A 19,306-nucleotide genomic window follows, 5' to 3' on the forward strand; every position below is an offset into this window, starting at 1 on the left:
AACGAAATAAGGATTATTTAACGGGCTCCTGAATAAGCGGAATAATAAAATGTGCATGTGGGTTTAGGAAATCATCCCTTAACTGCCGTCCTAATTTAACATGAGATGCAATATTTCCAGACCTGATCCTGTAATATTCGCTAAATGCTGCATTCTGATCCTTATACAGCAATAAACATTCACAAAGAATTTTAGCATCCATCATGGCGTTGGTTGTTCCCGCACTGGTAAAAGGCAGGGCAACATGAGCCGCATCACCAATAAGCACCACATTCTGATCATGAAAATCAGGCAAAAGGTCAAAATCCCTTGTTTTCCAGATATAGCTTGTCCTGAAATCATTCGCAGACAGAACAGCGGCTACCTCTGCCGGGAAGTCTTTCAGCAGGGATAAGCACAACCGTTTTAGTAAATGAGGGTAATTTTCGCTTTCACGTGCAGCAACACCTTCCGGAACGTCGCCTAACGCCGGATCGTATTGCATAAACCACACCAGCTCCTGTGCAGAAGTAGGAATCAATCCAAAAGATAATCCCTTATCACGATGCTGGAATTTTGTAAATTTACCCTGCAGGGAAAGTGCCAGTTCAGGATGTTTTACTACTCCTACCAGTTCCTTCACCTTGCCGGGTACAAATTTCACTGCTCCAAAAATCTGCTGGCGAACAGCTGAATTTGCTCCGTCAGCACCAATAAAAATATCTCCATATTCCAATTCGCCATTCAGAAAAGATGCGGCTACAATTTTTTCACCTTCATAAACAAAATGAGAGAAAACGCGGTCATTTTTCAAATGCTCCTGTGGCAACAATGCAGTTAAACACTCGAGCAAATCGGTGCGTTTAAAACACTGCCAGTCTTCCACTTTTTGTTCAATGATCACCTGTCCGTCCGGGTCTTTAAAAACAAAAGTATTTACCAGTTTACCAGGCAGAAAACAATCCGATCCCGCTGCAATTTCTTTCAATACCGCAGCCCCATCGTGATGCATCAAAAACGCGTGGCCGCCAACTGCAGTGTAGACCTGTTTTTCATTAACGGAAACGTCAATATTATTTTTATGCAGATAAATCCCTATACATAACCCGGCTATACCGCCCCCAATAACCACTACCTTCATAGAGAATTGATCGTACTTTTCACCCTATGTAATGCCTCTCCAAGAATGGCTTCCGAAGTGGCAAAACTCATTCTGATATATCCTTCTGCACCTTCACCAAACCACTCTTTTGCACCCGGAACTACAGCTACTTTGGCCTTTTCCAGCAAAAGCTGATAAATTTCCAGGCTGCTTTTACTTGTACCCCTGATATTGGTAAAGGCTACATAACAACCTTCCGGAGGAATACAATGAAATCCATGGATCGAATTTAGTTCCCGGTCACATAAATCCCTCATTTGCTGAAGGTGACACAGAAAATCATTCAGCCAGTAATCACACTCATTTAGCGCTGTTGTTGCAGCAATTTGCGAAAGGACATTGGCGCCATGTATCGTAGAGCCATGTAAAGAAACTTCGAAAAGGCGATCATAGTGCACCTGATTACCTGCCATGACAGCACCTATTCTTAATCCGGCCAACCCATACGATTTGCTGTAACCCGTTACTGTTACCGTAAGGTTACGGGCCTCCTCATTGAGGGAAGCGATACTGGTGTACAAATGAGGGGAATAAACAATGTCACTCCAAATCTCATCAGATAAAATAACCAGGTTATATTTACTGGCTAGTCCGGCAATTTTAAGGAGTTCTTCCCGGGTAAAAACCTTCCCTGTTGGGTTCAGCGGATTACACAGGCAAATCAATTTAGTTTTGTTTGAAATCAATTTTTCAAACCTTTCAAAATCAACTGGTGCGGGTCCCGGAGGAATTGCAAATGGAACAGCAATACCGTCAACTGCCTCAATGGAATATCTGAAAAGAAAATCTACGGGATCAAATATGATAGCTTCATCACCGGGGTTCAAAAAAGCTTTGCAGGTTAGATAAATACCAAAAGCGGCACTATCTACCGGGAAGATAAATTCAGGAACAGCAGGTATCAACCTTTTAACAGCAAAATACCGGGCTACACTTTCCTTGAACTCAGGCAGCCCCGCAGGTGGCCCATAGGAGAGATACCTGTCTTTGGTAAAACGAATAATAGCTTCCGCAATTTCGGGGGCACTCGGAAAATCAGGATCTGCCGCCGTCAGCGGAATTACCCCTTCCTGTACAGTAGCCCATCGTAGATTAAATGCCCTTTTTTTTAAAATATTAAGATTAACGGAATCCCTTTCAAACATTCCCTAAACTAAATATTTCGATGTGTTTTAAGAAATTTTTCTTTGAAATTTATTCCTTTTTAAAATTAAAAATAAAGCCCTAAAAACCAACAAGATACACCTTATAAATTTTCGAGTATCTCTATAAATTTTTCCTTAACCAAAGGCTTAATAATGAATTCGGAAACTTCAGGGATATTTTTAGCGCGTTCTATCTCATGGGGAGAGATGGAAGAAGAAACAATGTATAACTGGTTTTCCCTGGAAAAAGAAGATGATATAGCCGCATACTCTTCTAAAAACTCCCATCCGTCCATTACAGGCATATTCAGGTCCAGAAAGATAACGTCGGGCAATAACTCAGGCTGCTCCTTGATTTCCTTAAGATGGGTAATAGCTTGCAACCCATCAGAAAAAACTTCTACCTCTACGTCCTGTTTTACCCTTAAAATGGTTTTTTTAGTCAGGAACACATAAATATCATCGTCGTCAATCAAGTAAACTTTCTTCATGATCAATTCATATTTTGGTTAACAAATTCCACAGAGAATGTAGATCCCAGCCCAGGGAGACTATCTACCCAGATTCTCCCACCCATAGCCTCTACCTGTGTTTTAGTCATAAAAAGACCCAGGCCCTTTGCGTCAGGATGGCGGTGAAATACTTTCCCTATTTTAAAAATATTGTTTTTATGTTTAACCAGATCTATTCCCAATCCATTATCCTGTATGGTTAGTACAATATTCCCTTCTTTTATTTTTGAAGCCAGGTTAAGCGAAAGCCTTCTTTCAGGAGAATGATATTTAATCGCATTGCTAATCAGGTTATAAAATATACTGGCCAGGTATTTATGCGGATAAACTACTACGGGGGCATCTTCGAAATCAATAAAAATTTCAGCGCTTGATTTTTTAACTTCTTCATTCAACCCATCCAGCGCCTCCTGCAGGCAACTGTTAAAACTCAACTTGTCTGATTGTACACTGATATCCTGTCTGATCTGAATAGACTCTACCAATTCATTAAAAGTACTTTTCAGGTTTTCGATTACCGGTTCCAACTTGGAAACCAGCAATTTCTGTTCTTCTGCATCTTCAGCTTCCTGTATAAACTCGGTCAGCATAGCCATATTGATCAGCGGTCCTCTCAGATTATGTGAAACCACATTGCAAAAATCCATCAGCTGCGTATTCTGCATAGCCAGCTGCCCCATAATCCGGCTCTGCTTTTCTTCAAGCAGTTTACGTTCGGTAATATCTACCCCAAATCCAATAACCATGATAAACTTACCCTGTTCATCATGCATAGGAAACATTCTGCGCAGGAAAGTGATCACCTTACCTTCGGGATTGGTCATGCTCTCTTCCCAAACAATAGCTTTACCTGTATTTTTGACTTCCATGAACTGGGCACGTCTTTCTACTGCGATCTGCGGATCGCGGTTTCTATAGGCCGCATATTCAAAATCGTCCATACCAATGATATTTTTCCGGTATTCTTCATTTTTAATGGCCCCCGGATTAACAAAAAGATATCTGTGGTCTGAATCAAAAACCACAATGTCAGTTGGTATATTATTCAGGATACTTTCGTAAAACTCTTTGATACTGTTATTGATTACGGGCATTCTCAGCTGCAGCAGTGTAACAACCTGTTCTGCCAGCAGCACGAGTCCTTTGTGCTGATCGCTGGTCAATACAACAGAAGAGTGTCCGGCCACGCTTAAATGGCCAATAATCAAATTTTTGCCAACTATAATAGGTACAGCAACATAAAAAGGATATTGGTCAGCCGCAGGATTTTCCCGGCTTGTTTCATTTAGTCCAATGCCCAGTTTTGCTTTATACCATATCCTGTTTTGATCTATAAATGTAATAGCAGAAACAGGCGACTGGGTTAAGATGGAAGCCAGCTTAACAATGTTATCAAACTCTTCCTCTTCCCCTGTATCCAAAACTTCCAACACATATAGCGCCGCTATTCTTTCAGCTTCATTATTAAGTGATGGGGTATTAATCATAAGCTTTCTCTATCAATATTATTGACCGTACAAATCTAGGTATAAGATTGGTTCTTTTTGTAAAAAAGAAAACCATCTATAAAGCAATAATATACAATATCACGATTATATAGCAGAACATCGCTATCGATAAGATAAAAAGAATAAATTCTCCAAAAACGGATTAGCCGGCTAATCCGGAGCCATCTGCCTGCAATACGATTGATTTTATCGCAGCATTTAACTTTTGGGAAGAGTCTTTTAAAAAGTCGAGTGTTTCCTGGGTGTCCTCACCAGGATATTTGATCAGGAAATCTGTCAGACTCATAATATTAGCCAGTGGAGCCCTCACCATGTGACTTTGCATCCAGGCAATTTCTTTAAGATCCTGATTCTGACGTTCAATTTTTTGAATATAATTAATCCGTTCAGATACATCTGTTGCTAATACCAGCCTTGCTTCACGGTCTTTAAAACTGATTACATTGGTTTCTATCTCTACCGGAAAAACTTCATTATTCTTGTTTACATGGATCAGTACCCCTGTATAGTTCCTGTTCCGGATCATGCTGTTCATGTCCAGCAATTTACTGCTCTCCGTCTGGGGACGGATATCCCGGATATTCATTTGCAGAAATTCTTCTTTACTGTAGCCATATTTAGCACATGCAGCATCGTTAACATGTAAAAAACGACCGTCTTCCATATCAAATACATACATCGGTACCGGATTGGCTTCAAAAGTTGTGCGGTAATATTTCTCAGACGCATCCAGTTTGGAAACCAATGTAGCTTCCTTTTTTATAGTTTGCTCTAAACCACTCAATACTTTACTCACCAGCATTACACTGATCAGACTCACAAAAATAAAATTTCCTGAATAGGATGCCCACAACGGTAAATCATAACTTTCAACCAGCGGGCTATCAAATAACTTGTATTGGATCACAGCACCAAAACCTGCACAGATCAGTACGTTTAACCCAACAAGCCAATAGGCCGTAGGACGCGGGAAAAGCATGGCAGAGAAAATAGTAATAATAATCAAATACAATACGCCAGGGCCTTCAGAGCCCAATACGGCAATGTAGACGATCGCCAGTACGTATAAAAGAAACAAGGCCAGTATTTTTCTGGTTTGGATCATAATTTTTTTATTGAATATAATAGATAACAGCGCAAAAATGAAAACGATATTTAGCCACTGTACTACAGAGCTCCCTGCAAAAATACCAAAAGTCATGGAGGAACCAAAGCCTATGATACTAACGATAAAACCATAGCTGATCATATTTGTAAAAAGCTTTTTTCTCCAGAACACATGATCATCCTCAGAAGGATCTGCGTTCCTTAGTATAGCTCTTTCCATAAAGCCCTTAGCCTTCCACCAGTATTCTTTTAACGCCAGCATTTCTATTTCCAAAGGTTAACAGGATAAGCACCTTGAATAGTATTACCATTGCAACAGTTTGCCATTCCGGCAACCAAAATAACCACGGAAGGTTCGTTTCCAGCCATAAGGGTTTGAAGATTTTAATATAACTTAGCAAAAGTTACTCCATTTTTTTAGATTCAGGCCCAACCATTTACTAATTTTGTATTCCCGTACTCAGAAGAACAAACCTATGGAACTTCGTGAAAGATTTTTAAATGATGCAGCATTTGATGGTTTGTACTCTTTAAGGGCGCAACAGCTGTCATCCGTTCACTGGACTCCTATTGAGACCGCTAAAAAAGCTGCTGCGCATTTAACCGGCGGAGCCGGAAATCAAATCATGGACATCGGCAGCGGGGTAGGAAAATTCTGTCTGGTTGCAGCACATTTTTTTCCGGCACACATATTCAACGGTGTAGAACAGAGAAAATCGCTGGTAGACGAGGCATTAATTGCCCAAAATGCAACAAATTTGACCAATGCGAATTTTATTCATGCTAATTTTAATGAACTGGATATGAACGCATATGATCATTTTTATTTTTACAATTCCTTCAGTGAAAATATCTCTCATTACAAACCTATAGATAATCTCATACAGTCTTCAGCAGAGCTCTACGAAGAATATCTTTCACAATTTTACGAATTGCTGGAAGAGAGGACTGCGGGAACCCGTCTGGTCACGTTCCACTGCCCTGATAACTATGTACCTGCAACCTACAAAAAGGTAAAATACAGCCAGAGTGAAGCACTGAGTTTCTGGACCAAACAATAATCTAACCTATCTGGTGTTATCCGCAGCAAAATTGAACAAAATTATTACCGGAATTATTAATGAAAGCGAATAAAAAGACTGCTAAACCGTTAAATCATTAACGCTAAAGATTATTTGTCCCAAAAACAAAAAATTCGTCGAAAACATCGATCCGTGCTTGCTTTGATTACGTTTATTGCTTAACCTTATATCTCCAAATATTAAACATATGAACACCTTAAGGATTGAAGTGATGAGCCGGCATTATGTTGGCCCGTTGCTCGTAGAACCTACTAAAGAGGACTACTCGCAATTTTCGGTCTATCTTAACCACGAATTTCTGGGAAGGGCACAGCCCGTCAAAAAAGAAAATGAAGTTTTATGGTATTCCCACGAAATCACAGATAAAGAGCTGCTTCGCCAGATCGGGGAATGGATCGTTTTTCATTATCCTTTGACACCACAGAGTTTCAAACCTATTTATGACTTTAACTGGTCAATATTATTACCTGCAGCATCTATACTGTTATTGCTTTTAATTGGATAAAAAAAATCCGGACAACAATAAAGCTGCCCGGATTTTCCTTATTTTTTATCTTAAGCCCACAAATCTGCAGGATATACTTTACTATCTATTAAGTGCTGCAATTGTGCTTTTACTACAGGCGCATCTTCTTTAAAGGTAACGCCAAACCATACTGCTTCAGTTGGGATCATTTTGACAACGCCTTCGCCAGATTTAATCAGGATATCTGCCACTTCAGGGATCAGGAACTCTGCTTTTAATTCGGTAGCATTAGCATCACGGAACTTGTAATATTCTTCTTCAGACCAGTTTACAAAATCAGGTGTGAAACAGAAAAAGTTCATACTCACCTTTGTATCTAAAGGCAATTCTACATCAGTTTCTCCATCAGGTGTAAAAGCTTTACCATTCTTTTTGTAGATCTCTTTACGTTCGGTAATGCTTACAATATTTTTCTCCGCGTCTACATTGATCTCTCCCCTGGTTACAGAACCATTGTCACTCAATGTATTTTTCAGCTCATAACCTATACAGGCAAATTTACCTTTTTCAATGCCGTCAACCAAAAAATCATTCGCCTGTTTGAAAGCATCAAATCCATAAAAATCATCAGCGTTGATTACAGCAAATGGGGCATCTAATACATCTTTACAGCATAAAAGGGCATGCATGGTACCAAAAGGTTTAGTTCTGCCTTCCGGAACTGCACGTCCTCCGCTAAAACTTTCTAAAGATTGATAAACGTAGTCTGTAGCGATTTTTCCGGCCAATTTGGGCTCGATGATCGCTTTAAATGAATCAGCAAATTCTTCGCGTATGATAAAGATAACTTTACCAAAACCCGCTTTAATGGCATCATAGATAGAATATTCCATGATAGTCTCACCAGAAGGGCCAAAAGATTCAGTTTGTTTGTTTCCACCATACCGGCTGGCCATTCCAGCCGCCAGAATTACTAAAGAAGGTTTAATTTCAGACATATTTTATAATTAACGTAGTATAATTGCTAGGGCGTTCATTAATAAGCATTTTCCTCGCCATGGAAAACATTGATAATTGTCATAAATATAATTCTCACATCCAGCATACTGCTCCAGTGTTCAAGGTACCAGATATCATGTTCCACCCTTTTTTCCATTGCCGAATCATCTTTGGTCTCTCCCCTAAAACCATGTACCTGGGCCCATCCTGTAATACCAGGTTTCATAAACTGTCTTACCATATACTGGCTGATGATCTTTTTATACTCTTCTGTGTGGCGTAACATATGCGGCCTGGGCCCCACTACACTCATATTTCCTAAAAATACATTAAAAAACTGTGGCATTTCATCCAGACTGCTTTTACGTAAAAAACGGCCAACAGAAGTGATTCTGGAATCGCCTTTGGTAGCCTGCTTTTTATCACTGTCATTATTCATCCGCATACTTCTGAACTTATAACACCAGAATGGCTGATCATTGATCCCGCTTCTTTCCTGTTTAAACAAAACAGGGCCTTTACTCTGCATCTTAATTAACAAGGCAATAATTGGATATAGCCAGCTCAATACAAATACGATAACCAGCGAACTAAAGATTACATCAAATGCCCTTTTTTTGAAACGGTTGGGCATAGACTCCAATGGTTCATTTCGAAGCGTAATGATTGGAAACTCTCCTCCCATATAACTGATGGTATAAGGCGCGGCCAAAGCACCTGCAAGATCGGGAATGAATTTTAAACGCAACAGCTGTTTATCAGCCTCTAAGATAAGCGGGCCAATTTCATGCATTCTGGAAGGAGCAACAGACACGTATACATCTTTAACACCATAGGCAGCAGCTTCCTGTAATTTTTCGCAGGCGGAAAGCGAAATAGTTCCGTTACCATCTCCGTAAATACATTCATCATCACCAACAATACCATAGAAATCTACGTTCCTTTGTTTTTGAAGATAGTTAACAAGCCTTATGCCGGTATCATTATTCCCTAATACAGCAACTTTTCTGGTGCTATTAAATTTATTGATCAGCACATGCTGGATATAAGTTCCTATAAACCTGTTGGCCATAAAAGCCAGGAAAAGGAAAATATAGAAGAATAATAAAAAGCTTCTTGAAAATTCGTAGTCTTTTGCAAACAACAGATAAATGGAGAAAAGAACAAAATGTAACAATAAGCTCTTCACCGTACCCCGGTAAATACGCTCTATCTTTCTGGCATTATATTCCGAATATAATCCAAATACAGCCGTATTGAACAACCATAAAAGATTACATACAACCAGGTAATGTCTTTGCAATTCTTCATTTAACCCCTTCCCCAAATATGCTGTAAAATAATAGGCACTTATGTATACGATATTTAGCATTAATACATCTGTGATTGGCAGAATATACTTCAACAAATAAAGGTAACGGGTTTGTATTGGCATGGATAGAGCTTTTAGGAATTTACGCTTAAAAATACTAAATTATGTAACAAGAATTATACCAGTGAGGAGGAATAAAGTTTAACATAAAATATTATACATAATATTTTAAAAAACTCGCCAATTTTTGAAATATTTAAAAGTAAAGAACAAATAATTCATTAAATCATCAACCACTAATTAATATATTATTCATCATTCAGGACATTATCGAATATATAATATCCTGAATGTAGCATGAACTAGACGCTTATTTTCTAAACTGCCACTGAATACCGATCATTGACCCGAAATTCTGGGAAAGATCTCCTGCATCATAGGCAAAGCTGGCTTTTACAGATAATGGTGAATGCTTAAAGCTGTAGTTTAGTTCCTCTAAACTATAGAACTGTGCCTTATACTTGTCAAAATAAGTCACATTATAATTTCCATAATTTTGGGTATAAGTCAGCATAGTTTTACTGGTTAAATTTCTGGTCAAAGCTAAAACAGTTCCAACATGACCGCCAACCGTTCTATTACTTACAATATTACTAAATGGCAGTATCAAACTGGTAGGGCCATTCCAGTTAAATGGTTTTACATCAGGAAAATAATCCTGCGCTCTTACCCTGTTGATAAATAATGGCGTTCCGATGATGTGGTCATCATACTCCCATCCTGTACGGTATACACCGTTATTGTAATAACTTTCCCTGTACTGGAGGGCATAAAAATCATTCATCTGTTTCGTATAAATAAACTCCAGAACTAATTTCTTAAAGATTGCATCAGGTTGTTTATTATAGATATTCAAGCTCACCAAATGATCAATATTTCTGTAGGTTAAACCCTGACCGGTATCAAATGGCATTTGTGCATTCAGCTGAAATTTAACATTATCATTTTCCCATTCAGCACCGCCTTCTACTACACCTCTCTGGTCACCAGGTCTGTTAGTCAGTTTTTCACCATTTGTACTGCCATCATTAGCAGAAATACCAGATATTACCTGGAAAAATCCTTTTAATGATCTATCCAGATCATAGAATCCAGCTCTCTCACCTCCCCATACAGCATAGTGCTGTATGCCCAGATAAAGTTTCAGTTTATGTTTACCAAACCTTACATATAAATTATCTTCATGTAAAAAGGCATGTTGAAGAAACTGGTCATTTCCCATCCAGCCGTGTGTAAACATAAATTTAAATTGAAACCAGCCATTGGTAAATGGTATATCTGTGTAATCCAATGACAAATTGAGTTGTGGTATAGGGCGTGCATTACTACTTACTCCTAAAGACCCTGAAGATAAGTCATGGTCTACCTCACCAATAATCTGCTCAAACCTACCCATACTTAAGGTTAGTTTCCTATACTTAGCTTTTACAAAAGCCTGTTCGAAAAAAGTCTTTTGTAAGTGGTCGTTGTTATAGGCATCTAATCCATAGCTGATATATAAAGCATGGTCATCACCTTGATTATCATAAACAGTAGGTGCATTACCTATCCGGTTGGAATTGTACAAACTCAAATGCGTGGTAAAATCAGATTTTCGGTCAGCGACCGTACCGAATTGATTCGCTTGTAACCACAGTGGCAAATAATCCCTGCTGGCTATTGATGCCGAGGTTCCTGCTTTTATTTGTAAAGAATCTAAAAACTGCGCGTGGAGCCTGGATTGAAGCGAAAGTAAGAGTATAATAGTTAAAAATTTCTTCATGGCGGGTAGTTATGTAATCAAATTTCTATTTTTTCGTTTGGGATATATCAGCCAACATCTTAGGCAGGATATTACGTTTATCTAAGTATTGTTCTGCGTATTTCCTTGCATTTGCACGGAATTTTTCATGATCATTCTCTGCAATGTAAACAATTGCCTTAGCCAGAAGTTCCTCATCTTCTGCTTCAATTACCACTCCCATTTCATGGGCTCTGATCACATCATATAACGTGGTACCCGGGTTTGCTGTTACCAGGGCCAAGCCTCCCACAGCCAGTATAGAAGTTAGCTTAGAAGGCATTACTAAATCGCTTGCATTAGCTTTCTGCAAAACCAGGTGTACATCGGCCATATTCAAAAACTCGTTGAACACATCGTATCCCTGTAAAGGTAAAAATGCAATGTTTTTTAACATTTTCTCTTCTGCCATTCGCATCAATTCCTGCTTATACGGACCAGTACCACAGATTAAAAACTTAATGTTCTCTTTTTCTTTGAGATTATCAGCAATTCTTATTAAGCTGTCCAGCCCCTGTTTTTCACCTATACTACCAGAGTAAAGTACAATATGATCCTCTTGTTTATAGCCCCACTTCAATTTTAATAAATTCCTGTCAGGAAGCGGATAAAAGCTTTCCGTATCTACCCAGTTAGGAAAAAACATAATCTTTTTAGGTATCTTCTTTGCCAGCCTTGCCATCATTCCTTCAGAAATCGTGCTCACGAAATCCATTTTTCTCAAAATAAAAAACTCTATGGAAAACAGCCACTCAAACATCCAGGGCTTCAGCATATTTAATTCCCTTGCTGCCTCTATTTGCAAATCCTGAACATGGTAAACTACCCGCCCGCCCCTGAAAAAACGGTAAAACAGCGCTAAAATAGCCAGGTGAAATGGGGGGGCAATAGCGAAAATAATATCTTGTTTCTTCTTGAACAGCAAAGTGAATACAACAAAACCTGCAGAAATAAAAAATACTGATTCGTGGATCAATCTTTTAAGGCCTGAAGGATTTGCTGGAACATATAATGGGCATCTGTAAATGGTTAGGTTGTCTTCATGCAACTTTTCCTTTTTGTATCCCTTTCCAGTATAGGGCTTTTGCACCTTCCAGTTCGGATAATAGGGAAATCCAGTCACCATAGTTGTTTGATGGCCGTTTTCTGCCAGCCATGTAATCATTTCACCTGTATATTTGCCTATACCGGTAAGCTCCGGAAAGCAGTTGATGCCTAAAACTAATATCCTCTTCTTTACTTCCATCTTGGTTTAATATAAACTAAAGGATTTCCCTTATAAATTCCATTTGATTCTACACTTCCTGTTACTACAGAGCCGGCAGTAATTACACTGTCTGTACCAATGATTACCCCTGGTGAAACAAATACCGAAGCACCTATCCAGCTACCGTTCATCAACGTAATCGGACCATTTCTATAGGGCATCTCAGGTACCCGAAAATCATGGTTTCCACCACATAAAAAAGCTCTTTGAGAGATGCAAACATTATCCCCAATAATTAAAGGCTCGAAATTCAGCAAAAAGGCCTCTTCGCCTATCCATACATCATTGCCTGTTACCAGCTTCCAGGGAAAATGAATGTTTACCCTGGGTTTGATAATCACGCCGGAACCAACTTTGGCACCAAAAAGCCTTAGCAAACTGCACTTTAAGGAATTAGGCCATGGCATAGCAGATAAAAAGAAAATCATTTTAATAAAATACCAGCTGATCTCTTTTAATTTACCAGCACCACGATCTAAGCCTATTGCAGCATTAAAACCGGCCAGATTTACTTTTGAGCTATAAGATCCTGTCTCCATTTACCTATCCCTCCGTATCTTTTTTCAATTTTTCTTCTTCTATTAACCGCAGTGCAAGAATAATTTCCACCATCGTGCGCTGCAGCGTATAATGCCATCCTCTCCATCCATTAAAAATCAATCCTTTTACAAAAAGCGAATAAAAAAACACAATAAAAGGTGCAAATACTTTAGTCTTGCGGATTTTTGAACTTAAAGGCAAGCCTTCACCAGAACTGCTGATCAGCTTATTGCATTCTTTAATCGCATAACCATCCTGGTTACTCAGCCATCTGCTTAACGACTTTCTGTCATCGTGTAAGATCACTGCTTTATACATGCCGGTTTCTCCCCCAATCTGTAAACGCTGGGTATGTCCGTCATCAAAATAAGAGCATAAGGCTTTTTTAAACAAAACAGGTCTCGGGGTGGTATTGTCCTTCATTAAAGGTTTTCCAAAAACCAGAAACTTAAAATTAGTTTCATAGGCTGCTTTATTACCTCCCTTTACATACTTTTTTGTCTCCGCAATAAAATCGTCCGGCAATACATAATCAGCATCAAGGCTCAATACCCATTCACTATCCAATAGGGAAAGCCCAAAATTCCATTGTTTGCCATGCGTATCAAAAGGACGCTGAACAAGTGTAACATTAGGAAAACCAGCGGCTATTTCTAGTGTCGCATCTGTACTATGGCTATCCAGAATTACCACTTTTTCCAGCCAGGTCAATTTATCCAGTACCCTCTTCAGGTTTGGTTCTTCGTTCTTTGTTAAAATTAAGGCTTGTAAAACAGTAGAATTAAGCATAATTATTTTAATTTTTTTAATATCATTATTCAATCTTACCCTTAGCTATTAATAACCCGCTGGTATTCTTCCACATAATTATTCACCAGCTTAAGGGGCGAAAAATTTTCTTCAATCACTGCCCTGCCCGTTGCTCTGATCCGCTCCAGCTTCTCCCGGTCATTTTTCGCAATAGTCAGTTTTTCTACTACATCCACTACATCCAGCGATGAAACCCAGCCTACATCTTTACGTTGCACAAATGCAGAAAGGGCAACCTCTTCAGAAACAAGTACCGGCGTTCCCATATGCAGGGATTCTATCACTACATTGGCAAAGTTTTCATTGTGAGAAACCAGTGCAAATAGATCTGCATCCATTAAAGCTTTGAACTTATGGTCACGGTCTACCCATCCCATCCATTCTATCTTTTCAGTAATTTTCAGGTTTGCTGCCAGCTGTTTTAATTCTTCCATATAACTGTCTTCACCAGAACCTGCAATCTTTAAGGCCGCTTCAAAAGGAAGCCTGCTCAGGGCGTGCAATAAAATTTCGATACCCTTTTTCGGATGCACGCGTGACATGAAAATCAGCGTAAAAACATTATTTGCCTGCTTTACCAAAGGAATATCAGGTAAAGTGATAATATTCGGCTGCACAAATCCTTTCCAATCCTTAATGATCTTCCTGCATTCCTCATATTCAGCTTCTGCGGTAGCGTGGAACCAGCTCTTAGCCAAAGCAGACCTTCCAATAGTTGCATGAATGAGCTTTTTTGCTTTACTGCTTCCTGATTCAAAAATATATTCGCTCAGCATCCCTCTTGGCGTAACCACTACTTTAACTTTTTTCAGATGGCAGATACAGGCCGCAATAATCACCAGGATATTCCACCAGGATTGAATATTTACAATATCATAGTTTTTAACATTCGCATATAAGTGCTTCCACAGGTCGGGAGAAATGTGTGTAGGGTCTTTTGTAATTCTTTTAAAGTAAGTGACAGTCACACCATCCACCATTTGCGGAATGCCCGCTTCTACATCCAGTTCTGTTTCTCCATTGGCCGTAGTGGTAAAAACATCTACCTGATGGCCAGCTAGTGCCAGTCCCTCACATAACTTAGAGACAGACTCAATTGGCCCACCATAAATATATGCCGGTTTATAAGAAGGAACGATGTGTAATATCTTCATTGCTTAATTATCATTTAGTACTTTCTTATAGATCTTTTCTATCCGGTCAAGCGCATCTGTTAACTTAAATTTCTTTATCTGTTGAAAACCTTTCTTCAGCCATTCATTCCGTTGCGCTTCATTCAGTGTCAGGGCATCTTCCAGCACCGCTGCAGACTGTGCTGCCCAGTCTTCTTCCAGTTCTTCTTTAACCGGTTTGGCAGCAATCAAAAAAGCAGCCTCACCTGCCACTTCCAGCATCGGAGCTTCATTGGTTGTCACTACTACAGTACCAGAAGCCATTGCTTCAGCGATAGGCCAGCCAAATCCTTCAGCTATAGATGGAAATAGAAAAACTGATGCTCCCGCATAAGCCAGCCGTACAGACTCGTCATCCACACCAGAAAAGAAGTGAATATCATTTTTATAAAGTGAAGCCTCCCATTTTTTTAATAATGATGCGGAAGCCTTCTGCCCGATAAGCACTAAGGGCAGTTGCTTTCCATATTTCTTTCGCCATTGATCATAAATGGCAATTACGCCAGTCCTGTTTTTATACCACTGGTTACCTCCAACATGGAGAATGTAACCCTGTATCAGGTCTAAATTAAAAGCTTTGCCCAGTGCAAGCCGCGAAGAAGTTACAGGCAAAGCAACATAAGCAGGGTTTAATCCATTATAAACCACCTCAGATCTTTTAGCAGGATGATCAAGGTAGATGGCCAGGTCCGCTTTTGTTTTTTCAGAAACCGAAATAAAATTCCTGCCCTGATTGTAACCCTGATGTATATAGGACTGATATTTAATACCAGTGGCCGATGTTATATTCTGCGGGTAAACACCCTTAGCCGAAGCCTGTGCTAAAAAATCATGACAATGAATCACATGCGGACGGTTTGCGACCAACGGCACATATGGCCCAAGAGCGTGATCCGTCAACACATAGATAACGTCAGCGGTATGTTGTTTTATCTTTCGTTTTGCCTGCTGTGGGAATACCAGGTATTGGTCGATATATCCCAGCCATTTTTTTAAGCCATTTACCGGTACATTTCTAAACAATGGTTCTGGCCGCCAGACCTCCACCTCATGCCCACGACCCTGCATACCTTCCGCCAGCATATTGACAAAACGGGGCATGCTCTGTGAGCCAAGAAACAAAGGATGAGCAAAAAAGACAATTTTCATTGATAGAATGTGTTTATGGCTTATGCCGGTTTCAAATATTGTTTAACTGCTAAAGGCTGCGTATCGGTTAACTTCGTTTTATCCTCCGCTCCTTCAGCTATATCTCTTGTTTTTCCATTCATAGATGCAAAAATGAGCCCGCCGATCAGAATGCTAAAGCCCAGGTTAGTTGGTTGCGCCCATTGTCCCTGAGGAATTAATAACAAACCATAACTAACCAACATCCAGGGTAACATGTCCCCCTTCACCATCCGGAAATAACTGGCAATAAACATTTTTACGCTCAAAGCCACTCTGATAAAAATTACAGACAAGCCAATTAGAGTGCCCATTTCACCAATTACCCGACCCCATTCCTCTTCAGAAATCAGGAAAGTTCTGCTCCCTGTAAGCAGCATACTGCCCACATTGGTGCCCATTCCTAAACCATAACCAAAAAAAGGTTGCTCGGCAGAATTAGATACTGCCTTAACCATCAGGCCAATATAACGGTCACCCAGTGTTCCATTTAAACCGCCTTCACTATCGGCGGCATTTGTAAAGCGCTGAAAGAACGCATCCGTTGCAGTCTGAAAAAAGCTAACCTTACTCAATATGAGTAGTACAAGCGCAAACCCAACTATCGCAAAAATCATCCGCATTAAATTTGCGGGCTTGCGAACTACAGAAACCATCATAAAGATCAGGATCACGCCCAAAAAAAAGGTCAGACTTCTGCTGATGGATAGTGGTATAGCAGCAATCAACGCAATAGTTGCAGCGTACATCAGTAATTTATTAGTTCCTTTCGGATTTAACCAAAAATAGAACAGAAAACTACCCGTTAATGCAAAGAAAAGGTGTGTACCATTTGTAAAAGAGAACGTTCCAGGCGGCCGGAAAAATCCATTGGCACCGCTAAAGCCTCCACCAGCAAGGTCGCCACCAATTCCCCGATTTACAAAAGAAGTTTGAGGGCTGTAAAACTGCAAGGCTATTAATACAGCCATAGGCAAGGCCATCCACAATAAGGCCCGGCCCATATCAAGAACATCATCACGGTCAAATATCCGACCTATCACCCAAATCAACGGAAAATGGATCAGGAACACTCTTGCCCCAAACAAGGCTACTAACAGATTACCATGGCCAAATATCAAAGCTGTAAAAACAGAAATAATAGTTAGCCAGACCATTACTTTTAAGTAGGGAGAAGAAGGCAAATCACCCCGGTTCCAAATTTTATAGATCAACCAGATCGCAACCGGGTCTCGCACAATCAGCAAAGGAGTCGCAGCGGCTGGCAACACCCACTTTCTGAGGGCTCCTTCAAAAATAATCAGGAAAAAATATATCCATACCCCTCTCTTCAACCAGAGGTCCGGATCTGTTTTTACCTTTCTTTTATATATTGCTTTATTATTCTGCATTTAACCCGCTTAACTCTGCTACAATTTGATCTCCATAGCCTTTCCACGTATATTTTGCCGAATGAATCTTTGCTTTTTGCCCCATAATCTTCGTTGTTTCACGGTTATTGACATACCAGTTTAATTTTTCTGCGATAGCTTCCGGTGAACGGATGGGCACAAGAAAGCCTGTTTCTCCATCGATGATTAAATCCTCACCACCAGTATTTGGCGTGATCAGCAAGGGCAAACCCTGGCTCATGGCCTCCTGCATTACCAGCGCACGGCCTTCCACAATTGAAGGCAGACAAAAAACATCACAGCTTCTCATCAGTTCCAATACTTGCGCATTCGGACGGCCTCTTTCATAAGTAAAATTCGAAAGCTCACTTTTATAAAATTCAAGAGGGGCAATTAAAGAGCCCATTACTACCAATTCAATTTTTTTAGGATCTAACATCTTAACGGCTGCAAAAAGATCTCCTAAGCCCTTCCTCTGTCCCAGGGAACCAGCAAAGAGCACCCTCAAAGGGCGGCTGGTATCCAGATCTTCCGGTACTTCGGTCATGGACCTGGCTTCCGGCGATCCAAAGGGCGACATAATCAGCTGTTTTCCTTCAGCCCAGGCAGGTAGGGAATCCAAAACAAATTTCCCGGGTCCTACAACCACATCGGCCAGCTCCAGCTCTCGTGTTTTACGTTCCAATTTCTCTTTAGAATCGTTAATAGCCCCACCCAGCGTAGTCACCCAGGCAGGTAAACGTTCAGCCTCTTCAAACATTAAACCTCTCAGTGTTTCCCAATAAGCAATTGGCAGATCATATATACATTTTAACCCCAATGCTTTAGCTCGGGTAAATGTTTCTAACGCCCCGTCTTCATAAGCGTAAACGGCATCTACATCCTGCTGATGAAGTAAAACCGACAGGTATGCGGCTGTAGCCTTATCCAGGTCACCATATACTTTATCAACACTGGCAAAACCAGTTTCATGTGCAATTGCACCTTTAAATCCTATTTTAGGCAAAATATTGCGTGATAATTCCAGCAAAGGCCGGGTATGAATATTGGCGAAATTAACAGGATAAGACCTTCTGATAAATTCTTTACGCAATTTTTGCGGCAAGATGCTCACCAGAAAGCTATCCGGATCCATAGCCAGGGTGGTACAAAATTTAGCCAGTACTCCCGCCGCTTCAAATGACGAGATCACTGCTCTGACGTTTCGGTTCCCCGTAGGATGCGTTACAACAATTTTCATAATTTTCTATTATCTATCCAATTAACCATGCCCTGTTTGCCGCCAGGAATTCACATGGATCATAATTCAGTTCTTCAACCCTTTTTTTAGCAATCGGAACAGCAGGTACACCTACAACAATAGCTCCCGGTGCAACCGACTTACTCACTACAGCTCTGGCACCAACTACGGCACCTCTCCCAATCGTAACTCCCGGAAGGATCATTGATCCGGTTCCAATCCAGGCGTAATCTTCTATAATGACTTTCCCTTTTACGTGTTTCCACTCCGGATCAGAAACATCATGTGAAGCAGTAATAATCTCTACCCCATCGTTAATGCAAACCTTATCCCCAATAATAACTTCATCATGCAGGGCGATATTTACCCTGCCTAAAAAAGACTGGCTGCCAATAGTCAGGTTACTTTTATGCCCGTCTACTTTCACCTCGCCAATCTCTGCACGCTCATGTATCTTCGCGCCTTTTCTTACCAGCCCTGAACGCTTCCTGTTCCGCTTCGATAAAGAAGACAACAACATTATCCTTTTAGCCCAGGCCTTATAAAACTGTTTCGAAGTGACCGGAAATTTAGCCCTGTTTTTCCATAAAAATCCTAAACCTGCCAT

18 protein-coding genes are annotated in these 19,306 nt (G+C 40.2%); 2 read left to right on the forward strand and 16 right to left on the reverse strand.

The genetic code is table 11. The features are described 5' to 3' along the window. Nucleotides 1–13 precede the first annotated feature (13 nt). The 5 genes from GSQ84_RS16955 to GSQ84_RS16975 form a co-directional block, all read right to left on the reverse strand. Complete coding sequence (locus GSQ84_RS16955; RefSeq protein ID WP_158798456.1) at nucleotides 14–1,120, reverse strand: FAD-dependent monooxygenase; 1,107 nt, start codon at nucleotides 1,118–1,120, stop codon at nucleotides 14–16. Next, on the reverse strand, nucleotides 1,117–2,286 hold the full coding sequence (locus GSQ84_RS16960; protein WP_158798457.1) for a pyridoxal phosphate-dependent aminotransferase: 1,170 nt from the start codon (nucleotides 2,284–2,286) through the stop codon (nucleotides 1,117–1,119). The genes GSQ84_RS16955 and GSQ84_RS16960 overlap by 4 nt, the downstream gene beginning before the upstream one ends. A 101-nt stretch (nucleotides 2,287–2,387) precedes the next feature. Continuing rightward, complete coding sequence (locus tag GSQ84_RS16965) at nucleotides 2,388–2,777, reverse strand: response regulator (RefSeq protein ID WP_158798458.1); 390 nt, start codon at nucleotides 2,775–2,777, stop codon at nucleotides 2,388–2,390. Between the two features lie 2 nt (nucleotides 2,778–2,779). Then, on the reverse strand, nucleotides 2,780–4,285 hold the full coding sequence (locus GSQ84_RS16970) for an ATP-binding protein (protein ID WP_158798459.1): 1,506 nt from the start codon (nucleotides 4,283–4,285) through the stop codon (nucleotides 2,780–2,782). A gap of 163 nt (nucleotides 4,286–4,448) precedes the next feature. Next, a complete protein-coding gene (locus tag GSQ84_RS16975; RefSeq protein WP_158798460.1) occupies nucleotides 4,449–5,687 on the reverse strand; it encodes a PAS domain S-box protein in 1,239 nt (412 codons plus the stop codon). Between the two features lie 202 nt (nucleotides 5,688–5,889). Here GSQ84_RS16975 and GSQ84_RS16980 point away from each other — a divergent pair, with 202 nt between their 5' ends. Both GSQ84_RS16980 and GSQ84_RS16985 read left to right on the forward strand, forming a co-directional pair. Continuing rightward, nucleotides 5,890–6,474, forward strand: coding sequence for a class I SAM-dependent methyltransferase (locus GSQ84_RS16980; RefSeq protein WP_158798461.1), 585 nt, complete (start codon nucleotides 5,890–5,892; stop codon nucleotides 6,472–6,474). A gap of 208 nt (nucleotides 6,475–6,682) precedes the next feature. Next, nucleotides 6,683–7,000: a hypothetical protein gene (locus GSQ84_RS16985; protein WP_158798462.1), complete on the forward strand. Its 318-nt coding sequence runs from the start codon at nucleotides 6,683–6,685 to the stop codon at nucleotides 6,998–7,000. 50 nt (nucleotides 7,001–7,050) lie between these two features. On the opposite strand, the gene GSQ84_RS16990 is transcribed toward GSQ84_RS16985, so the two are convergent. The 11 genes from GSQ84_RS16990 to GSQ84_RS17040 form a co-directional block, all read right to left on the reverse strand. Then, a complete protein-coding gene (locus GSQ84_RS16990; RefSeq protein ID WP_254070892.1) occupies nucleotides 7,051–7,959 on the reverse strand; it encodes a sugar phosphate nucleotidyltransferase in 909 nt (302 codons plus the stop codon). A gap of 38 nt (nucleotides 7,960–7,997) precedes the next feature. Further along, the gene (locus GSQ84_RS16995; RefSeq protein WP_254070893.1) at nucleotides 7,998–9,395 is read right to left on the reverse strand and encodes an undecaprenyl-phosphate glucose phosphotransferase; all 1,398 of its coding nucleotides are present in this window, start codon (nucleotides 9,393–9,395) and stop codon (nucleotides 7,998–8,000) included. A gap of 247 nt (nucleotides 9,396–9,642) precedes the next feature. After that, nucleotides 9,643–11,094, reverse strand: a complete 1,452-nt coding sequence (locus GSQ84_RS17000; RefSeq protein WP_158798463.1) for a capsule assembly Wzi family protein — start codon at nucleotides 11,092–11,094, stop codon at nucleotides 9,643–9,645. 25 nt (nucleotides 11,095–11,119) lie between these two features. Further along, nucleotides 11,120–12,358, reverse strand: coding sequence for a WcaI family glycosyltransferase (locus GSQ84_RS17005; RefSeq protein ID WP_158798464.1), 1,239 nt, complete (start codon nucleotides 12,356–12,358; stop codon nucleotides 11,120–11,122). Then, nucleotides 12,349–12,918 carry a WcaF family extracellular polysaccharide biosynthesis acetyltransferase gene (locus GSQ84_RS17010; protein WP_158798465.1) on the reverse strand — a complete coding sequence of 190 codons (570 nt, stop codon included), beginning with the start codon at nucleotides 12,916–12,918 and terminating at the stop codon, nucleotides 12,349–12,351. Before GSQ84_RS17010 ends, GSQ84_RS17005 begins: the two co-directional genes overlap by 10 nt. Before the next feature lie 4 nt (nucleotides 12,919–12,922). Continuing rightward, the gene (locus GSQ84_RS17015) at nucleotides 12,923–13,708 is read right to left on the reverse strand and encodes a glycosyltransferase family 2 protein (RefSeq protein ID WP_158798466.1); all 786 of its coding nucleotides are present in this window, start codon (nucleotides 13,706–13,708) and stop codon (nucleotides 12,923–12,925) included. Between the two features lie 41 nt (nucleotides 13,709–13,749). Continuing rightward, the gene (locus GSQ84_RS17020; protein ID WP_158798467.1) at nucleotides 13,750–14,883 is read right to left on the reverse strand and encodes an XrtY-associated glycosyltransferase XYAG1; all 1,134 of its coding nucleotides are present in this window, start codon (nucleotides 14,881–14,883) and stop codon (nucleotides 13,750–13,752) included. A 3-nt stretch (nucleotides 14,884–14,886) separates the two neighbouring features. After that, nucleotides 14,887–16,050: a glycosyltransferase family 1 protein gene (locus GSQ84_RS17025; RefSeq protein ID WP_158798468.1), complete on the reverse strand. Its 1,164-nt coding sequence runs from the start codon at nucleotides 16,048–16,050 to the stop codon at nucleotides 14,887–14,889. Nucleotides 16,051–16,070: 20 nt separating this feature from the next. Then, nucleotides 16,071–17,459 carry a hypothetical protein gene (locus GSQ84_RS17030; RefSeq protein ID WP_216848952.1) on the reverse strand — a complete coding sequence of 463 codons (1,389 nt, stop codon included), beginning with the start codon at nucleotides 17,457–17,459 and terminating at the stop codon, nucleotides 16,071–16,073. After that, nucleotides 17,449–18,699, reverse strand: a complete 1,251-nt coding sequence (locus tag GSQ84_RS17035; RefSeq protein WP_158798469.1) for a glycosyltransferase family 4 protein — start codon at nucleotides 18,697–18,699, stop codon at nucleotides 17,449–17,451. The genes GSQ84_RS17030 and GSQ84_RS17035 overlap by 11 nt, the downstream gene beginning before the upstream one ends. Nucleotides 18,700–18,712: 13 nt before the next feature. Further along, complete coding sequence (locus tag GSQ84_RS17040; RefSeq protein WP_158798470.1) at nucleotides 18,713–19,306, reverse strand: acyltransferase; 594 nt, start codon at nucleotides 19,304–19,306, stop codon at nucleotides 18,713–18,715.

The organism is Pedobacter sp. L105 (assembly GCF_009765875.1).
Lineage (GTDB): Bacteria > Bacteroidota > Bacteroidia > Sphingobacteriales > Sphingobacteriaceae > Pedobacter.

What these genes read in the sequence shown, in the direction of transcription:
- GSQ84_RS17010 (WP_158798465.1), bottom strand. Translation starts at nt 12,918, where the DNA reads ATGGAGACAGGATCTTATAGCTCAAAAGTAAATCTGGCCGGTTTTAAT.
- GSQ84_RS16985 (WP_158798462.1), top strand. Translation starts at nt 6,683, where the DNA reads ATGAACACCTTAAGGATTGAAGTGATGAGCCGGCATTATGTTGGCCCG.
- GSQ84_RS17005 (WP_158798464.1), bottom strand. Translation starts at nt 12,358, where the DNA reads ATGGAAGTAAAGAAGAGGATATTAGTTTTAGGCATCAACTGCTTTCCG.
- GSQ84_RS17020 (WP_158798467.1), bottom strand. Translation starts at nt 14,883, where the DNA reads ATGAAGATATTACACATCGTTCCTTCTTATAAACCGGCATATATTTAT.
- GSQ84_RS16960 (WP_158798457.1), bottom strand. Translation starts at nt 2,286, where the DNA reads ATGTTTGAAAGGGATTCCGTTAATCTTAATATTTTAAAAAAAAGGGCA.
- GSQ84_RS16980 (WP_158798461.1), top strand. Translation starts at nt 5,890, where the DNA reads ATGGAACTTCGTGAAAGATTTTTAAATGATGCAGCATTTGATGGTTTG.
- GSQ84_RS17035 (WP_158798469.1), bottom strand. Translation starts at nt 18,699, where the DNA reads ATGAAAATTGTTGTAACGCATCCTACGGGGAACCGAAACGTCAGAGCA.
- GSQ84_RS16955 (WP_158798456.1), bottom strand. Translation starts at nt 1,120, where the DNA reads ATGAAGGTAGTGGTTATTGGGGGCGGTATAGCCGGGTTATGTATAGGG.
- GSQ84_RS16965 (WP_158798458.1), bottom strand. Translation starts at nt 2,777, where the DNA reads ATGAAGAAAGTTTACTTGATTGACGACGATGATATTTATGTGTTCCTG.
- GSQ84_RS17015 (WP_158798466.1), bottom strand. Translation starts at nt 13,708, where the DNA reads ATGCTTAATTCTACTGTTTTACAAGCCTTAATTTTAACAAAGAACGAA.
- GSQ84_RS17030 (WP_216848952.1), bottom strand. Translation starts at nt 17,459, where the DNA reads ATGCAGAATAATAAAGCAATATATAAAAGAAAGGTAAAAACAGATCCG.
- GSQ84_RS16995 (WP_254070893.1), bottom strand. Translation starts at nt 9,395, where the DNA reads ATGCCAATACAAACCCGTTACCTTTATTTGTTGAAGTATATTCTGCCA.
- GSQ84_RS16990 (WP_254070892.1), bottom strand. Translation starts at nt 7,959, where the DNA reads ATGTCTGAAATTAAACCTTCTTTAGTAATTCTGGCGGCTGGAATGGCC.
- GSQ84_RS16970 (WP_158798459.1), bottom strand. Translation starts at nt 4,285, where the DNA reads ATGATTAATACCCCATCACTTAATAATGAAGCTGAAAGAATAGCGGCG.
- GSQ84_RS17025 (WP_158798468.1), bottom strand. Translation starts at nt 16,050, where the DNA reads ATGAAAATTGTCTTTTTTGCTCATCCTTTGTTTCTTGGCTCACAGAGC.
- GSQ84_RS17040 (WP_158798470.1), bottom strand. Translation starts at nt 19,306, where the DNA reads ATGGCAGGTTTAGGATTTTTATGGAAAAACAGGGCTAAATTTCCGGTC.
- GSQ84_RS17000 (WP_158798463.1), bottom strand. Translation starts at nt 11,094, where the DNA reads ATGAAGAAATTTTTAACTATTATACTCTTACTTTCGCTTCAATCCAGG.